Source organism: Parafrigoribacterium mesophilum (assembly GCF_039652555.1).
GTDB classification, from domain to species: domain Bacteria; phylum Actinomycetota; class Actinomycetes; order Actinomycetales; family Microbacteriaceae; genus Parafrigoribacterium; species Parafrigoribacterium mesophilum.
The window spans coordinates 1,528,578-1,543,676 of sequence record NZ_JBDJAF010000001.1 but is presented as its reverse complement, the minus strand read 5'-3'; the positions used below and the strand labels follow the sequence as shown (position 1 = coordinate 1,543,676).

The 15,099-nt window shown below is 62.7% G+C and carries 21 protein-coding genes and 1 tRNA gene; 14 read left to right on the top strand and 8 right to left on the bottom strand.

The genetic code is table 11. The features are described 5' to 3' along the window. The first annotated feature begins 46 nt into the window (after positions 1–46). Positions 47–448, top strand: a complete 402-nt coding sequence (locus ABFX56_RS07395; protein ID WP_346232608.1) for a low affinity iron permease family protein — start codon at positions 47–49, stop codon at positions 446–448. Positions 449–456: 8 nt separating this feature from the next. On the opposite strand, the gene ABFX56_RS07390 is transcribed toward ABFX56_RS07395, so the two are convergent. After that, on the bottom strand, positions 457–1,086 hold the full coding sequence (locus tag ABFX56_RS07390; protein WP_346232607.1) for a TetR/AcrR family transcriptional regulator: 630 nt from the start codon (positions 1,084–1,086) through the stop codon (positions 457–459). 230 nt (positions 1,087–1,316) lie between these two features. On the opposite strand from ABFX56_RS07390, the gene ABFX56_RS07385 reads away from it, so the two are divergent. From ABFX56_RS07385 to ABFX56_RS07370, 4 genes are all read left to right on the top strand, one after another. Next, positions 1,317–2,315, top strand: a complete 999-nt coding sequence (locus tag ABFX56_RS07385) for a sigma-70 family RNA polymerase sigma factor (RefSeq protein WP_346232606.1) — start codon at positions 1,317–1,319, stop codon at positions 2,313–2,315. A 189-nt stretch (positions 2,316–2,504) separates the two neighbouring features. Next, positions 2,505–2,577 (top strand) — tRNA-Arg (locus ABFX56_RS07380). A gap of 165 nt (positions 2,578–2,742) precedes the next feature. After that, positions 2,743–2,916, top strand: a complete 174-nt coding sequence (locus ABFX56_RS07375) for a hypothetical protein (protein WP_346232605.1) — start codon at positions 2,743–2,745, stop codon at positions 2,914–2,916. Between the two features lie 265 nt (positions 2,917–3,181). Continuing rightward, complete coding sequence (locus ABFX56_RS07370) at positions 3,182–4,918, top strand: aminotransferase class V-fold PLP-dependent enzyme (protein ID WP_346232604.1); 1,737 nt, start codon at positions 3,182–3,184, stop codon at positions 4,916–4,918. Here ABFX56_RS07370 and ABFX56_RS07365 read toward each other — a convergent pair. Continuing rightward, the gene (locus ABFX56_RS07365; protein WP_346232603.1) at positions 4,915–5,361 is read right to left on the bottom strand and encodes a MarR family winged helix-turn-helix transcriptional regulator; all 447 of its coding nucleotides are present in this window, start codon (positions 5,359–5,361) and stop codon (positions 4,915–4,917) included. The genes ABFX56_RS07370 and ABFX56_RS07365 overlap by 4 nt on opposite strands. A gap of 565 nt (positions 5,362–5,926) precedes the next feature. Between ABFX56_RS07365 and ABFX56_RS07360 the strand changes: the two genes are divergently transcribed. Then, positions 5,927–6,058 carry a hypothetical protein gene (locus tag ABFX56_RS07360; RefSeq protein WP_346232602.1) on the top strand — a complete coding sequence of 44 codons (132 nt, stop codon included), beginning with the start codon at positions 5,927–5,929 and terminating at the stop codon, positions 6,056–6,058. A gap of 315 nt (positions 6,059–6,373) precedes the next feature. Here the strand turns inward: ABFX56_RS07360 and ABFX56_RS07355 are convergent, their stop codons facing one another. Both ABFX56_RS07355 and upp read right to left on the bottom strand, forming a co-directional pair. Further along, positions 6,374–7,159 carry a winged helix-turn-helix domain-containing protein gene (locus ABFX56_RS07355; protein ID WP_346232601.1) on the bottom strand — a complete coding sequence of 262 codons (786 nt, stop codon included), beginning with the start codon at positions 7,157–7,159 and terminating at the stop codon, positions 6,374–6,376. A gap of 311 nt (positions 7,160–7,470) precedes the next feature. Then, a complete protein-coding gene (gene upp, locus ABFX56_RS07350; RefSeq protein WP_346232600.1) occupies positions 7,471–8,106 on the bottom strand; it encodes a uracil phosphoribosyltransferase in 636 nt (211 codons plus the stop codon). Between upp and ABFX56_RS07345 the strand changes: the two genes are divergently transcribed. Next, a complete protein-coding gene (locus ABFX56_RS07345) occupies positions 8,107–8,586 on the top strand; it encodes a nucleoside deaminase (protein ID WP_346232599.1) in 480 nt (159 codons plus the stop codon). A gap of 79 nt (positions 8,587–8,665) precedes the next feature. Here the strand turns inward: ABFX56_RS07345 and ABFX56_RS07340 are convergent, their stop codons facing one another. Beyond that, positions 8,666–9,628, bottom strand: a complete 963-nt coding sequence (locus tag ABFX56_RS07340; protein WP_346232598.1) for a cation diffusion facilitator family transporter — start codon at positions 9,626–9,628, stop codon at positions 8,666–8,668. Between the two features lie 40 nt (positions 9,629–9,668). Here ABFX56_RS07340 and proC point away from each other — a divergent pair, with 40 nt between their 5' ends. Further along, the gene (proC, locus tag ABFX56_RS07335) at positions 9,669–10,502 is read left to right on the top strand and encodes a pyrroline-5-carboxylate reductase (protein WP_346232597.1); all 834 of its coding nucleotides are present in this window, start codon (positions 9,669–9,671) and stop codon (positions 10,500–10,502) included. A gap of 131 nt (positions 10,503–10,633) precedes the next feature. Here the strand turns inward: proC and ABFX56_RS07330 are convergent, their stop codons facing one another. Further along, a complete protein-coding gene (locus tag ABFX56_RS07330) occupies positions 10,634–11,305 on the bottom strand; it encodes a potassium channel family protein (protein WP_346232596.1) in 672 nt (223 codons plus the stop codon). After that, on the bottom strand, positions 11,298–12,722 hold the full coding sequence (locus tag ABFX56_RS07325; RefSeq protein ID WP_346232595.1) for a TrkH family potassium uptake protein: 1,425 nt from the start codon (positions 12,720–12,722) through the stop codon (positions 11,298–11,300). Before ABFX56_RS07325 ends, ABFX56_RS07330 begins: the two co-directional genes overlap by 8 nt. Before the next feature lie 84 nt (positions 12,723–12,806). Here ABFX56_RS07325 and ABFX56_RS07320 point away from each other — a divergent pair, with 84 nt between their 5' ends. The 6 genes from ABFX56_RS07320 to ABFX56_RS07295 all read left to right on the top strand — a co-directional run bounded on the left by ABFX56_RS07320 (position 12,807) and on the right by ABFX56_RS07295 (position 14,734). Further along, entirely contained in the window at positions 12,807–13,322 is a 516-nt protein-coding gene (locus ABFX56_RS07320; RefSeq protein ID WP_346232594.1) for an ArsR/SmtB family transcription factor, read from the top strand. Between the two features lie 119 nt (positions 13,323–13,441). Beyond that, on the top strand, positions 13,442–13,636 hold the full coding sequence (locus tag ABFX56_RS07315; RefSeq protein ID WP_346232593.1) for a helix-turn-helix domain-containing protein: 195 nt from the start codon (positions 13,442–13,444) through the stop codon (positions 13,634–13,636). Between the two features lie 104 nt (positions 13,637–13,740). Further along, positions 13,741–13,839, top strand: a complete 99-nt coding sequence (locus ABFX56_RS07310) for a 30S ribosomal protein bS22 (RefSeq protein ID WP_003792170.1) — start codon at positions 13,741–13,743, stop codon at positions 13,837–13,839. 2 nt (positions 13,840–13,841) lie between these two features. After that, entirely contained in the window at positions 13,842–14,132 is a 291-nt protein-coding gene (locus tag ABFX56_RS07305; RefSeq protein WP_346232592.1) for a glutaredoxin family protein, read from the top strand. A gap of 4 nt (positions 14,133–14,136) precedes the next feature. Further along, positions 14,137–14,436 (top strand): Dabb family protein, encoded by a 300-nt coding sequence (locus ABFX56_RS07300; RefSeq protein WP_346232591.1) that lies wholly within the window; start codon positions 14,137–14,139, stop codon positions 14,434–14,436. 10 nt (positions 14,437–14,446) lie between these two features. Further along, positions 14,447–14,734, top strand: coding sequence for a hypothetical protein (locus ABFX56_RS07295; protein ID WP_346232590.1), 288 nt, complete (start codon positions 14,447–14,449; stop codon positions 14,732–14,734). Here the strand turns inward: ABFX56_RS07295 and ABFX56_RS07290 are convergent. Further along, positions 14,731–15,081: a DUF7882 family protein gene (locus ABFX56_RS07290; RefSeq protein ID WP_346232589.1), complete on the bottom strand. Its 351-nt coding sequence runs from the start codon at positions 15,079–15,081 to the stop codon at positions 14,731–14,733. The genes ABFX56_RS07295 and ABFX56_RS07290 overlap by 4 nt on opposite strands. Positions 15,082–15,099: the final 18 nt, after the last annotated feature.

Genomic DNA, 15,099 nt, shown 5'->3' with positions numbered 1-15,099 from the left:
GCTCGACCGGGTACGGTGTCACTCAAGAGAGCGGGAGGTTCACAAAATGACTGAGAAACCGGTGATGCCGAGCGACGTTTCAAAGCAGGTCAGCGCGTTCGATCGGTTCGCGACGTCGGCTGCCAAGGTGGCAAGTCGTGCCTGGTTCTTTTGCTTCTGCGCTCTTCTCGTCGTGTTATGGGCGCCGTCGATCATCGTGATTCGCAGCATCGACACCTGGCAGTTGATCATCAACACGCTGACCACCATCATCACGTTCCTCATGGTGGCACTGCTGCAGAACAGCCAAACCCGAGCCGATCAAGCCGTACAGCATAAGCTGAACGCTATCGCGGACTCTCTGAGCGACCTCATGCGGTTGCAGGGTCTCGATCAGGATGCGCGCGAACTGCGTGACGCCGTCGGGCTGGAGCAACACGAGAGCACGACCAACAACACCGCCCGGTGAACTCGCCACTACGAGTGGGATCCGGTCTGTCCTTTCAAGCTCAACTGATGCTCGCCTAGCGTGGATTCCGGATCAAAACGGTCGATGAGAGCCCGTCCCATTTCCCGCGCTCGTTGGGCAGCGATCAGATCACCCATGCGAGAGGTGATGATGGCGCCCTTCATCAGGAGATGCCACGAGTGGGCGAAGGAATCCGGCTCCCGTAGTCTGGCCTCGATGGCAAGACCTCGCACCATGTCGCGCACGGTATCGAGTCGTTCGAGCGCCGCTCGCCCAAGCGGATGGTCCGGGCCCATTTCCAACAGGATCGTGATAAACGGGTCGCCTTCGTAATCGGGTCGCTGGAACCACTCGTCGAAGATGTCGAAGATCGCAAGCAGTTGGGCCTTCGGGTTCTCCTCCCGCGCGAGAGCTTGGGAGACGATGGTCCCGAGTGTCCAGAGTTCTTCGCGGCGGTCGAGAAACGCGAGAACGAGATCGTCCTTGGAGGGAAAGTGCCGATAGAACGTGGCATTTGCGACGCCGGAAGCCGAAATCAATTCGTCCACTCCGACAGAACGAATACCGCGCTGCGAAAAAAGTTTGTAAGCAGCGCTGAGGATTCGTTCCCGAGCGTCCGAGTGTCTTTGCGTTCCCATCCTGCGGTTAGGTTACCCGCAAATTTCGTCCCAACAAGCCACATTTCCTGCGCTATCACGCGCGTGTAGCAGCCGAATGGTGGGAGTTCAACCCCTTGTTCGGGATTTTTCGTGCCGATATGAAAGGTAGAGAGATCGTTCTTTCCAGTGCGATTTCGTAAACAGCTCGACCGGACTCATCAAGCGGTCCCCAACCTTAGGGATCGCTGGAAGAACGAAAGGGAAGCACAATGTCCAATGCCGTTCACATCGACTACCTCGACGAGCAGGAAGCACGACCTTCATTTCGAGCGACCCCGGATTCAGCTTCGCATCACAATCCGGAAATCACAGGAGGGTCGCTCGACGCGGTCCGCGATTATCTGCAACAGATCGGAAAATTTCCCGTCCTCACCGCGGAGGAAGAATCGGATCTTTCCCGTCGCATCGAAATCGGCCTCTTCGCTCAAGAGAGGCTGGAGTCCGGCCAAGACGCCGATTCCGAAACTCGACGCGACCTGAAGTGGTTGCAGCACGATGGCAACGTGGCCTACGAACGATTCGTCTCCTGCAACCTCAAGCTGGTGGTGAGCGTCGCGAAGCGCTATTCCGGCTGCGGCGTACCGCTGATGGACTTGATTCAGGAGGGCAATGTCGGCCTCGACCGAGCGGTGAAGAAGTTCGACCATCGGAAAGGGTTCAAGTTCTCAACGTATGCGATGTGGTGGATCCGTCAGTCGATCTCGCGGAGCATTGCCGACACCGGGGCGCTCATCCGAGTTCCCGTGCACACCGCTGAGAAGATCACCAAGCTCACGCGAATGGCTCGGGAGCTGTCCGTCTCGCTGGGCCGAGAGGCCACCTTCGAGGAGATCGCGGCGGAAGCGCAGTTGACCGGGGACGAGGTCGAACGCCTGCTGAGCGTCGATCGCGACGGGGTGTCGCTTCAGACGGCCGTCGGCGATGAGTCGTTCGAATTGGGCGACCTCATTGAGGATGCCGATCTGACGCCCGTTGCGGAAATCGTGACGATCGGAGTACGCAACGACGAATTGCACAAGCGAGTGTGCGAACTGCCCAGTCGCGAGGCGCAGATCTTGCAGTTCCGCTACGGACTGAAGGGCAACCGGCCTATGACGTTCGAGCAGGTGGGAAGCATCCTTGGAGTATCGCGAGAGCGGGTGCGTCAGCTCGAGACCCGCGCGCTGAAGATGCTGCGCTGCCCCGAGCTGTACGAGTACCTTGCGTAGATCGCTGGCGCGCAACGTCCGCGGCGAGTGTTCCGGCGTCCGAGGTGCCGCGTTCCGGCGGGGCGAGGTGCGGCGTCCCGGTGGTCGAGCCCCGTCGAGACCCGGTGCACCCGTGTCGACGTGCCGCCCCTCCCACGCTGGTATAGTCGCTAGGTCGGCTTGTCACGGTTTTACGCCGCCAAGCGGCTTGCGCCCGTAGCTCAGCGGATAGAGCAATTGACTACGGATCAATAGGTCGGGGGTTCAAATCCCTCCGGGCGCACGATCCAATAGCCCCGGAATCCCAGTGATTACGGGGCTATTTGCCGCTTCGCAGGGCTCGAACCCCACGAAAGCCCCACAACTGATTCAGCGCGCACAGCATCCAAGCGTGCTCCATCGGCCCCAGTCTGGACACGCTGCGACCCGGGAGAGCAAACTTGCGGATGTGATGGAAAACCCTGAACGGGAGGCCGATGCCTCCGATCCCGCCAACCGCTGGAGTGTCTTGCCCGAGCAGGTGCCGTTCGAGGAGCAGGTTATCTCTATACCGGCATCGGATGCGCCTGATGTGGACGGCGGGCGAAGCCCCGACCACGAATGGCTGATCCGCGGCCTCTGAACTCGCCAGCCTGAATCGAGGCAGGCGCGTTATCGAGACTGGCGATCAACCCTTTCAAGCCCACAGCCGGCGTCACTCCGCGCACGTTAGTCCTCACGAAACCCCACAATTCAATAGGCACTCAATAATTGAAGAGGCATAAAAAAGTCCGTAGAATCAGGCATCGGCCGGGTTGCTCCCGCAGTCATTGGGGTAGTCCCCGTGGGTTCAGATCCCTCCAGGCGCACCCCTGGTGGACACGCGCCGCATAGGTTAGGGTCACGCCATGCACCAGATCACCGAAAGCGTGATCCCGCCACGCGACACAACATTGCCTGAGCCAGCGCTCCTGACTCGCATCCGCGACTGCGTGATCGGCGATGACAGGTTGATGCTCGGTCCGTTCGGCCCGCGCCCGGTCACCTACGCCGACTACACGGCCAGCGGACGCGCCCTGAGTTTCATCGAGGACTTCGTGCGGGACGAGGTGTTACCGCGCTACGCGAACACCCACTCGGAGAGCAGCGGTACCGGCCTGCAGACCACGCGTCTTCGTGAGGACGCGCGACAAATCATCCGGGATGCCGTCCACGGCGACGACGACACGCTCGTGATCTTCGTCGGCAGTGGATCGACCGGGGCGATCGACAAGCTCGTCGGCATCCTGGGCCTTCGGCTGCCGAAGGAACTGGATGTCGCCTATGACCTCAGCGGGAACATCCCAGCCGACGAGCGACCTGTGGTGTTCATCGGACCGTTTGAACACCACAGCAACGAGTTGCCCTGGCGCGAGTCGATCGCCGACGTCGTCACCATTCACGAAGACGGCGACGGCCACATCGACCAGCAGCAGCTGGCGGATGAATTGCGGACCTATGCGGGCCGGCCGCTCAAGATCGGCTCGTTCAGCGCGGCAAGCAATGTGACCGGCATTCTCAGCGACACCCACGGCATCACCCGTCTGCTGCACGAGCACGGCGCACTCGCGTTGTGGGACTTTGCCGCGGCGGCGCCCTACGTGGATGTGGAGATGAACCCCGATACCGGGAATCCGGCCGAGCGCAAAGACGCCATCTTCCTGTCTCCGCACAAATTCATCGGCGGCCCCGGCACCCCGGGTGTCCTCATTGTCAGCCGCAAACTACTGACCAACGCGGTGCCGGTCGTCGTCGGTGGTGGCACGGTCAGCTATGTGAACCCGAACGACCACCAATACCTCACCAACCCTGAGCACCGCGAAGAGGGTGGCACCCCCGCCATCGTAGAGTCGATCAGGGCCGGGCTTGTCTTCGCACTCAAGCAGGCCGTAGGTCTCGACACCATTCAGGCGCACGAACGAGACTTCTTGCGTCGCGCAGTGACCGCGTGGAACGCACATCCGTCGATTCAAGTGCTCGGCAACCCCGATGCGGAGCGGCTATCCATCGTGTCGTTCGTGGTGAAGCGCAGTGGGGGCAAGCTCCTGCATCACAACGCGATTGTGGCCATGCTCAACGACGTGTTCGGCATCCAGAGTCGCGGTGGATGCTCCTGCGCCGGCCCGTACGGACATCGGCTACTCGGAATCGACTTGGAGCGTTCGCACGAATTCGAGCGTGAGGTGCTCGGCGGATGCGAGGGCATCAAGCCGGGGTGGGTGCGTGTCAACTTCAATTACTTCATCAGCGAAGAGACCTTCCGCTACATTGTGCAGGCGGTGGCCTGGGTCGCGGACCATGGCTGGCAACTATTGCCGCAGTACCGCTTCGATGCGGCCAGGGGGCTGTGGAAACACCGCGATGGTCCCATCGAACCGCCGCTGCGGCTGAACCAACTCCGTTACGACGACGACGGCCAGTTGCGCTTCCCCCGCCACGATGACCGGGCGCCAGAGAGCGCCTACGCCGACGCGCTTGCGGCGGCTGATCTGCTTCTGGAGGCGATCCCGGAGACCGAACTCGTCAGTGGCGACATCGTGGCGCAGCTAGGCGAAGGCTTCGAACATCTGAGGTGGTTCGAGCTGCCTGCGGAGTGTCTGAGCTAGCGATCCACCTGATAGCGACGCAGTTTGTCGGTCAACTCGGTGAGCTGTACGAGTTCCTCAGCGGTAAGCGCCCCACCCACGGCCTCGCGGATAGACGCCATGTGAGTCGCGGCTGCCCTGCGAAACACCTCGAAACCCTCGTCGCTCAGTTGAACGATGATGCCGCGCCCATCACCAGGGTCGGGGCACTTGCTGACCAGCTTTCGGCGCACGAGTCTGTCGGTCATCCGACTCACGCTCGGCTGGGTCAGTAGCACGTGCTTGCCGAGATCGCGGGCGCGCAGACGCCGCCCGGGTTGGGTGGAGAGGGTGAACAGCACGTCGTATTCGGCGAGCGAGACCTCGCCCTTCGGGAACTCCGCGGCCAGTCGGCGCATCACCGTCACCTGGGCTCGGAAGAGAGATTCCCAGGCCTTCACCGCAAGGGCTCGTTCCTGCGCCATACCGCCTCCAGGGTCACATCCGCGTCGATACGAATGCATCTAGAACCGTAGCAGTACGGTAGCGCGACTCAAAGGCGCGCGAAGCCGTTAACGGAATCGAGGGCCCGTCGTAGAGGCTAACGACGGGCCCTCTCCCTTGCACCAAGAGTGTCCTGCAATCACATTCCACAGAGCCTGCCACAGCAAACAACCTCTGCTTGTTGAAGACTATATAACAGTTCGGTAACAGGCGCTAGTTATCCAAACGTTATTTCCCAAAATCTTTTTTACGCACGGGAAAGGAACCAATTCTCCTCACTCCCGACCAGTCGAAGTGTCGAGTCCCGCGCCCTTCCCGGGTGCTTTCTCCGGTGGTCGAGCCTGGGCTCCACTGAGCTTGTCGAAGTGTCGAGACCCCTGCAACGATGACGAACACACATACGGCCATGATGAGTTCTCACCACCCGAAGCTGGTGCTTCCCTAGTACACCGTAGGCCAACTATCGACGCGTCAATGGCGGATATGGTTATCCACAACATCGAAGAAAGATACGATACTGCTTGCGTTCGGTGGCAAAATAGGGGTATGGGAAACCCCACCACCAGAGTATTGGATGGGATTACCGCACGGGTGGCCGCGGTGCTGGATCCGCGCGGACTGGGTGGCATGTCCGAGGACGACCTGCTCAGCCTGCCACCCACACCGACAACGGCATGATCCTGTGCTGGTTCCACCACCGCACCCTCGACACCTCCGGCTGGCAATTCCGCATGGTCAACGGACTACCCGAAGTGAAATACCCACCCTGGCTCGACAACACCGGAAACTGGTACCCCACCAGCCGATCCGCCACCCTCACACAAACCAAAGCAAACCACAAACGACGACCGCAGCGACCGAGAAGCGTTCCACCTGAGGTGTAGTGACGTAATAGCTAACGGGGTTCGACGATAGACCTGAAACAGCTCTACGCGCTGTGGAGCGACGCCTTGGCCGTTCCCGTGGAGCGCTGAAAGATGGCTTTGGTGGTGCTTAGAAGAAGTCGGGCGACGGAGCGCTGGCGTGCCGCACCGAGACATCCGCGTGGCGGTCGAAGCGGTAACCGACGCCCCGTACCGTTCGCACGATGTCTTCGTAGCCACCCAGCTTTGCGCGCAGCCGGCGTACGTGAACGTCGATGGTGCGTTCGTTCGGCGCCTCGTCGTCCTCGGCACCCCACAGGGCGCTGATCAACTCACTGCGATCGATGGTGTTGCCCTCGCGGAGCACGAGGTACTGCAACAGCTCGAATTCCTTATAGGTGAGCGCCGCCTGCTCGTCGTCCAGCAACACCCGCTTGCGCGAAAGGTCCACCACCACACCGTTGCGGTGCTTTTCCACTGGAACTTCCTGCTCCCGATGGTGCGCGAGAGCGGACGGATCCTGCAGGGCGAGACGCACCACGTCGACGTCGCGGCCACCGGCTCCTTGTGGTGCCAGCGCGACGGCCGCGTACGTTTCTGAGGTCGGGACGAGTTGGGCAGTGAGCTTCTTAAGTGCGGAGACGAGGCCACCGAGATCGATGCCAGCGGCTTCCGCCTTATCCTCGTCGACTCCGACATAGAGCACAAAGCCGCGGGCCTGTGTGCCCTCGGGGATGGCGCGGAGACGTGACGTTGGAGCCGGGGCATCCCCGATGGTGGTATCGGACGCGTGGCCACCGTGATGGACACTGTGGAGAATAGCGGGGTCGGGGATGCGCGAGAGCGGTGGACGCGATGCTGCGTGGTCGCTATCGAAGTCGGTGGTGGGTAGAGAGGTTTCCAGAGCGATAGACATTGAAGAACGATCCTGAACAACTGAGGTGAAGGCCTCTAATGATGAGGGTTGGATCCTTCTGGGTGTTACGAGTGGTGCGGGTACCGACCGTTATGAGGATCGGAATCCGGGAGTCCGCGCTAGGTTTCTCAGGCGGAACTCGGCAGGTTGAGCCGATTAAGCACGCATTCGACAACACGTGACAACGCTGCCGGGCATCAGCATCATGCCGGCAGTCCCAGGAGCCTCGCAGGAGGTCAGGGCGTGCACGTTGTCAGTCATAGATGCAACTATCTTGCATCGGAGCAGGAAAATCAAGTTTTGAGCAGCCGTCAGTCGACGGTGCCGTACAAACGGTCACCAGCGTCGCCGAGCCCTGGCACGATGTAACCGACGTCGTTGAGCCGTTCATCGAGTGCACCGAGCACGATCGCTACTTCGCTTCCCTTCGTGGCTTCCTCAACCGCCGCCAGGCCCTCCGGCGCGCCGATGAGGCAGATCGCGGTGACGTCGACGGCTCCGCGGTCGAAGAGGTAGTGGATGGCCGCGATCAAGGATCCGCCGGTGGCGAGCATTGGGTCGATCACAAAGCACTGGCGGTTTGAGAGGTCGTCCGGGAGCCGTTCCGCGTAGATCGCCGGCTTCAGCGTGGTCTCGTTGCGCACCATGCCGAGAAACCCGACTTCGGCGGTCGGTACGAGTTTGACCATGCCCTCGAGCATGCCCAGGCCTGCCCGGAGGATCGGTACGACTAGTGGCCTGGGCTTGCTGATCGCGAGGCCGGTCGCCGTGGCGACGGGAGTTTCCACCGTCACCGGCTCCACACGCACGTTGCGGGTCGCCTCATAGGCGAGCAGAGTAACCAGCTCCTCGGCGAGTGCACGGAACGTCGGCGACGGCGTCGTCTTGTCGCGCAACACGGTGAGCTTGTGGGTGATGAGGGGGTGGTCGGCAACGTGGACTCGCATATGCTCAAATCTACTGGAGGGGTCATGGTCGACGAGTACGGGCAGTGGATGCTACGAGCTGTCGCCGAGGCACGAGGGGCCGCCGAAAGCGGCGACGTGCCCGTGGGGGCGCTCGTTTTCGACGCATCCGGAACGCTGCTCGCGGCGGCCCATAACGAACGCGAGTTGCGTCAGGATCCGACCGCACACGCCGAAATCCTTGCCCTGCGTGCGGCAGCGCAGAAGCTCGGCGACTGGCAGCTCCTCGGCACCACCCTGGTGGTGACACTGGAGCCGTGCCCGATGTGCGCCGGCGCGATTCTGGCCGCGAGGGTGCCGGTGGTCGTGTTCGGAGCGTGGGACGACAAGGCCGGCGCGGCAGGCTCGGTGCACGATCTGCTGCGCGATCGGCGACTTCCGCACCGGGTGGAAGTGTTCGCCGGCGTCGAGACGCCGGCGTGCGCACAGTTGCTCACCGACTTCTTCGGCGCCCGGCGCTGAACCGATAGTTCCCGGTGCGGCTAATTGTTGCCGTTGCGCCGGGAACAACTAGCCGGAATGGAAACAATTGCCGGGTGGGCTAGTCGGCGCTCTTGATCACGATCGTGTCGGTCGGCGGGTTCTCGGCTCCCGGCTTCAGGTAGACGTCCGGCTCGATGTAGATCACGCGGGCAATCGGGACGGCGGCGCGGATGCGTGTCTCCAGTGCATCGATCAGCGTCGCGACATCGGCCAGGCGCTTCTCCCGCCCGAACGCGACCTTGGCGCCCACCAGGAGCTCTTCGGGACCCAGGTAGAGCGTCTTCATGTGGATGAGCGCCTCGACGTTCTCACCCGAGTTGATCGCGGTACGGATCGCTTCGACATCCGCAGGGCTCGCGCCCTCCCCGACCAGAAGGCTCTTCGTCTCGATTCCGAGCACAATGGCCACCACGACCAACAGCACGCCGATCGCAAGGGTGCCGAACGCGTCGAAGGAACTGTTGCCAGTGAGGATCGTCAGGCCGACCCCGATGAAGGCGAAGGTCAGTCCCAGCAGTGCGGCGATGTCTTCCAGCAACACCACCGGTAGTTCAGGTGCCTTGGCATGGCGGATGAACTGGGGCCAGCTGTCGTTGCCGCGCACGCGATTAGACTCGCGCACCGCGGTACGCAACGAAAAAGACTCGAGGACGATCGCGACCAGCAACACGACGATCGGAAGCCACGCGTTTGACAGTTCGTGCGGGTGCGTGAGCTTGTCGACGCCCTCGTAGATCGAGAAGACACCGCCGACACTGAACAAGATGATCGCGACCACGAATGCATAGATGTAGCGTTCGCGGCCGTAGCCGAATGGATGCTGCGGGTCAGCTTTTCGTTTTGAGACGTAGGAGCCGCGTAGCAGCAGCACCTGGTTCCCGGTGTCAGCGACCGAGTGCACCGCTTCGGCGAGCATCGAGGCCGAACCGGACAGGGCCCACGCGACGAACTTGGTGATCGCGATTCCCAGGTTGGCTAGCATCGCGGCGATGATCGCCTTCTTGCCGCCTTCAACGCTCACGGTGCTCCCTCGTTAGGTACTAATCCTAGGATGTAGTGATATGGATACACTTCCGGCCGTCGCGATCCTAGGGGCGGGGTCCATGGGGGGCGCCATCCTCAATGGCCTCGTTCAGCCCGGCTCGCCCGTCAGCGGCCCAGTCCGGGTCACCAATCGCACGGAGGCGAAGGCGGCCGCATTGCGCTCGGATGAGGTGATCAGCTACTCGACCGAGGCCGATCCCAATGCGAATCTCGCCGCCATCACCGGTGCCCGAATCGTCGTGGTCGCGGTCAAGCCGCCCATGGTGCCGGACCTGCTTCGTGCCATCAGCACGGCCCTGGAACCGGATGCCGTGGTGATCAGCGTCGCCGCCGGGGTCACCATCGCCACCATGGAGGCCCTGCTCCCACCGTCGGTCGCGGTGCTGAGGGCGATGCCCAACACTCCGGCTCTCGTTGGCCGCGGGGTGACCGGATTGGCGGCCGGCAGCCGCGCCAGCGCCTCCGACCTGGCCATGGCGCACGCGCTGTTCGCCACCGTGGGAGCGGTGCTCGAGGTACCGGAGTCCAAGATCGACGAGGTCAGCGCCATCTCCGGATCCGGCCCCGCTTACGTGTTCTACCTCATCGAGCAGCTCACTCAGACCGCGGTCGGCCTCGGCTTCACACCCGAGCAGGCATCGCTCATGGTCGAGCGCACGTTCCTCGGCGCATCCGAGCTGCTTTCCGCCTCCGGCGAGACGCCGCAGGAACTGCGCCGCCGCGTCACCAGCCCGCACGGCACCACCGAGCGCGCCATCGCCGAGATGGCGAAGGCCGACTTAGGGTCCATGTTCGATCGCATGGCCACCTCGGCCATCGCCCGGGCGCAGGAAATCGCCGCCGGCGCCTGACGCTGCCGGTCCGGAACGAGGACATTCGGGCGACACGCCGTGAAAACCGCCACGACACGCCACATCCGCGCAGAATCCCCTCGGCAAGTGACCGGCGTTTGGCCATAAGTGACCGGCTATTGCCGGTGCGGTCAGCCCTGCTGGCTCGCGAACTGTTCGATCGCGCCGGAGTTGCCGCTCACAATGATGAGGTCATGGCTGGACACCACCGTTTCGGGCGTCGCGTAGGTGAAGTCCTTGCCAGGCGGCTTGACGCCGACGACGGTGACCCCGAACTTGCGCCGCACCTGCGACTGGGCGAGCGGGATGTCGCGGATCGGTTTGGGCGGATACATCTTGACGATGGCGAAGTCGCCGTCGAACTCGATGAAGTCGAGCATCCGGCCGGAAACCAGGTGCGCGACCCGCTCGCCGGCTTCCGCCTCCGGATAGATGACGTGGTTCGCGCCGATGCGCGCGAGGATCTTCCCGTGCGATTGGCTGATCGCCTTCGCCCAGATCTGCGGGATCTTGAGGTCAACCAGGTTTGCGGTGATCAGCACGCTCGCTTCGATGGAGGAGCCCACGGCCACGACGGCGATGGCGAAATCCTGCGCTCCGATCTGACGCAAGGCGTCAATATTGCGGCAGTCCGCCTGCACGGCGTGGGTGATCCGTTCCGACCACTTCTGAACGAGTTCTTCGTTGCTGTCGGCCGCGAGTACTTCCCGGTCGAGCCTGGCCAGCTGCCCCGCCGCTCCGGCGCCGAATCGGCCCAGCCCGATGACGAGCACTGGGGCGTCGTGAGGAATCCGATCAACCAACGATGGGCCTCTCTTCTGCGTACCGGAACAACTGCCGGCGCTGGCTTGCCGCGAGGGCCGCGGCCAAGGTCACTGTACCAACGCGACCTGCCCACATGGTGGCCGCCAGAATGTACTTGCCCGAATCGGGCAGCCCTTCGGTGAGACCGGTGGTGAGGCCGCAGGTGCCGAACGCCGAGATGACGTCGAACAAGACATGGTCAAGCGGCGCCTTGCTCACTGACAGCAGCGCGATCGTTGAGACCGCGACGATCGTCGCGCCCCACAACACCACGCTGACGGCCAGTCGCAGCACGTCGGAGGGGATCCGCCTGCCGAACACCTGCATGTTCTGGTCGCCGCGAGCCTCGGCCAACGCTGCCAGAAACAACACGGCCAGAGTCGTGACTTTGATGCCGCCCGCCGTGGATGCCGAACCGCCTCCGACGAACATCAGCATGTCCATCACCAGCAGCGTCGCGCCGTGCATCTGCCCGATGTCGACCGTCGAGAATCCGCCGGATCGCGTCATGACCGACAGGAAGGATGCGGTCATCGGGCGCGCGATGGGATCCTGACCGCCCAGCGTTTTCGGGTTGTTCCACTCCAACGCCCCGAGTGCAATCGCCCCGAGCACGATGAGCGCAAGCGTGGTGACCAGGGTGAGTTTCACGTGGATCGACCAACGGTGCGGAGTGCGCCAACCCTTGGCCAGCGCGAAGATCACCGGGAACCCGAGGCTGCCCAGGAAGACGCCGATGGCGATCACCGAAAGCATCCAGGGGTCCGTCGCGAACGGGGTGAGTCCTTCGACGTGCGGCACGAATCCGGTGTTGGTGAACGCGGAGGTGGCGAAGTAGAAACCCTCCCACAGGGCATGCCATATGTCGGATCCGGCGAGCAGGAGCCGCGGGGTGATCAGTGCCGTGAGTGCCACCTCGATGGCCAACACGCTGATGGCCACCGTGGCGAGCAGGCCGCCGATCTCGCCGAGACGAACCGCCTGACCTTCAGCCACGGGTCCGTGATGGATTCGAAGCGGGTTAGTGTCACTGGCGGCCATCAACCGGGCCCGAAGACCCAGTCGGCGTGACACGATCAGTCCGAGCATGCTCGCCAGCGTCAACACGCCGATGCCGCCGACCTCAAGGCCGATGAGGATCACCACGTTGCCGAACGTTGACCAGTGCGTAGCCATGTTCACCGTGTTCAGCCCGGTGACGCAGATCGATGACACCGCCGTGAACAGTGCGTCGGCCAACGGGGTCGTCGATCGCGACGCCGTCGCGATCGGCAGCGACAACACCGCCGTCATGATGAGCACGAGCCCGGTGAAGATCACGATGGCGAACCGCGCCGGAGAGGATGCCGCAAAGAAGTCGATGAAATCCCGCATGCGCACGAACACGGAATCGCGGGGCCTAACCGACTCCCGCATGCGGCCCTCTTTGTCTTCGCCGGTGTGACATCTGCACGACAGCTTGTCATGGTACTCCTGAGCGCGCCCAGCTACCCTGTTCTCATGGCTGACATCTTTGACGTGGTTGCGGATGCAACCAGACGCGAGTTGCTGCAAATTCTTCTCGAGCAGCACCTCGCTTCCGATTCTGGCGGCGCCGGCATCAGCGTTGGACAGATCGTCACCCGGCTGAACATCAGCCAGCCGACCGTCTCGAAGCACCTCAAAGTGCTACGCGATGTCGGTCTGGTCACTGTGCGTGAGGGCGGCCAGCACCGCTACTACAGCATCGACTCGTCGCCGCTGGAGCAGGTCGAAGACTGGCTGATTCCCTTTCTGGCCTCGGATGCCGTCGGCACGGATCACGCCGATCTCGTGGTCGACGATGCCGGGCCTTCGGTCTACAGTGCGTGGGCGGGCGCACGGTTGCCGGCGCCGCTCCGTCGGGCCGCCGAACGGCTGCCGCAGGCGGGCGAGGCCGGCGCTGCGCTCGGGCGTGCCGTCGCGGACGTGTCGCATCGGGTCCTCACACCGCTGAAGAAACGGCTGGGCCGCCAGACCGGAACCGTCGACGAGTAGACATCCCGTCACTTCTACCCCTAAAGTTACGAATTAGCACTCCAGTAACACTGTTACCGGGGGCGCGCAATGAACACAGCTCATCAAATCAACACAGCTAACCAAGGGAGGGGTGTGCGATGTCGCGGGATCTCTCTGAGGTTCGTTTTCTCACGGTTGCCGAGGTCGCTGACATGATGCGCGTGTCGAAGATGACCGTGTATCGGCTGGTGCACTCCGGCGAACTGCCGGCCATTCGGTTCGGCCGCTCGTTCCGAGTGCCGGAGTCCGCGGTCGAGGCGGCCATCGAAAAGCACATCGCCGACGTTGGATAGCGGCGAGGCTCCGAGGCTCCGACAGAGTCGGTTAGACTAAGCAAGGTATTTTTTCCGCGGTTCTGAACGGACCCGGTCATCCGTTCACGAATCGGTGAGGTCTTATGGGTTCCGTAATCAAGAAGCGTCGCAAGCGTATGGCCAAGAAGAAGCATCGCAAGCTGCTGCGCAAGACGCGTCACCAGCGCCGCAACAAGAAGTAGGCGTGCCCAACCCCGCTGTGCCGACGCCCGCAGTGCCGACACCGCCGGTCCGGCTCACGCTGATCGGCAAGCCGGAGTGTCATCTCTGCGATGTCGCTCACGACGTCGTCGATCGAGTGGCTGACGAGCTGGGACAGGATCGGGTCATGGTGGAGCAGTACTCCATTCTCGACGACCCTGCACTCTACGATCGGTATTGGGAGCAGATCCCCGTGCTGCTCGTGAACGACGTGGAACACGCACACTGGCGCATCGACCCGGATCGGTTGCGCGCCGCAATTCTGGAGGTTTGACCTGATGTTGAGACACGTCGTGTCCTGGAAGCTCGCCACCGACGACCCCGAGCGCAAATCGGCGCAATCGGCCGAGATCCGACGCCGGATCACCGCGCTTGTGCCCCTAGTGTCCTCGATACGCGAGCTCACGGTCGGCGCCGACACCGCCACCACGACGGGAAACTGGGACCTCGTTCTGATCGCCGACTACGACGATGCCGACGGGCTGGCCGCCTACCAAACACATCCGGAACATCGGAAGGTGGCGGCGTTCATCCGTTCCGTCATTTCGGACCGCACGTGCGTGGACTTCGTCCTGTAATCTTTTCCGCATGTCATTGATCCTGCATTACGGCGGTGAGGCACTGGAGCTGAGCCCGGAACACACCATCGAGCAGGTAAGCGCCTTGGTGTCAGCGGCATTTGCAACGACCGACCAGGACGTCCTTCCCGGGCGCCACGTAGTCGAGTTTCAGCTGTTGAACGCCGGCAAGCTGTATGTCGTCTTGGGCGATTCGATGCCGTTCGCCCTCGAAACGGTCACCGGCCAGACGATTCGCAGGGAAACTACCGCGCGGGTCCTCGACCCGGCGACGATGCCGTCGGAGCATAACTTCTAGAGTGCGGATGCTCCACCGCTGGGCGCTGCGGTTCCGCTGCCGTTTCCGCCCCCCGGTTCCGGAACGTACTGCAGTCCCGAGCCGCTGTTGGCCGACGCTGTCAGGATTTCCAGCCACTCCCGGTTGACGATCGGCACCCTTCCGCCGGAATACTTGAAGGCCAACGGGATGGACGCATCCATCCAGATACTGGTGCGGCCGTTGCCCACCTGCACGTCGTTCTTCCAGGAGAAGAAGAAGCTCTCGCGGCGGCGCAGCTTGGCACCGATCACGATCTGCAGATGGACCAGAACGCGGTCATCGAAGTCAACCTCCGTGGGCGGTGTGCCGTAAAGCAGTTTTCCCATAGTGTCCGATCCTGGCCC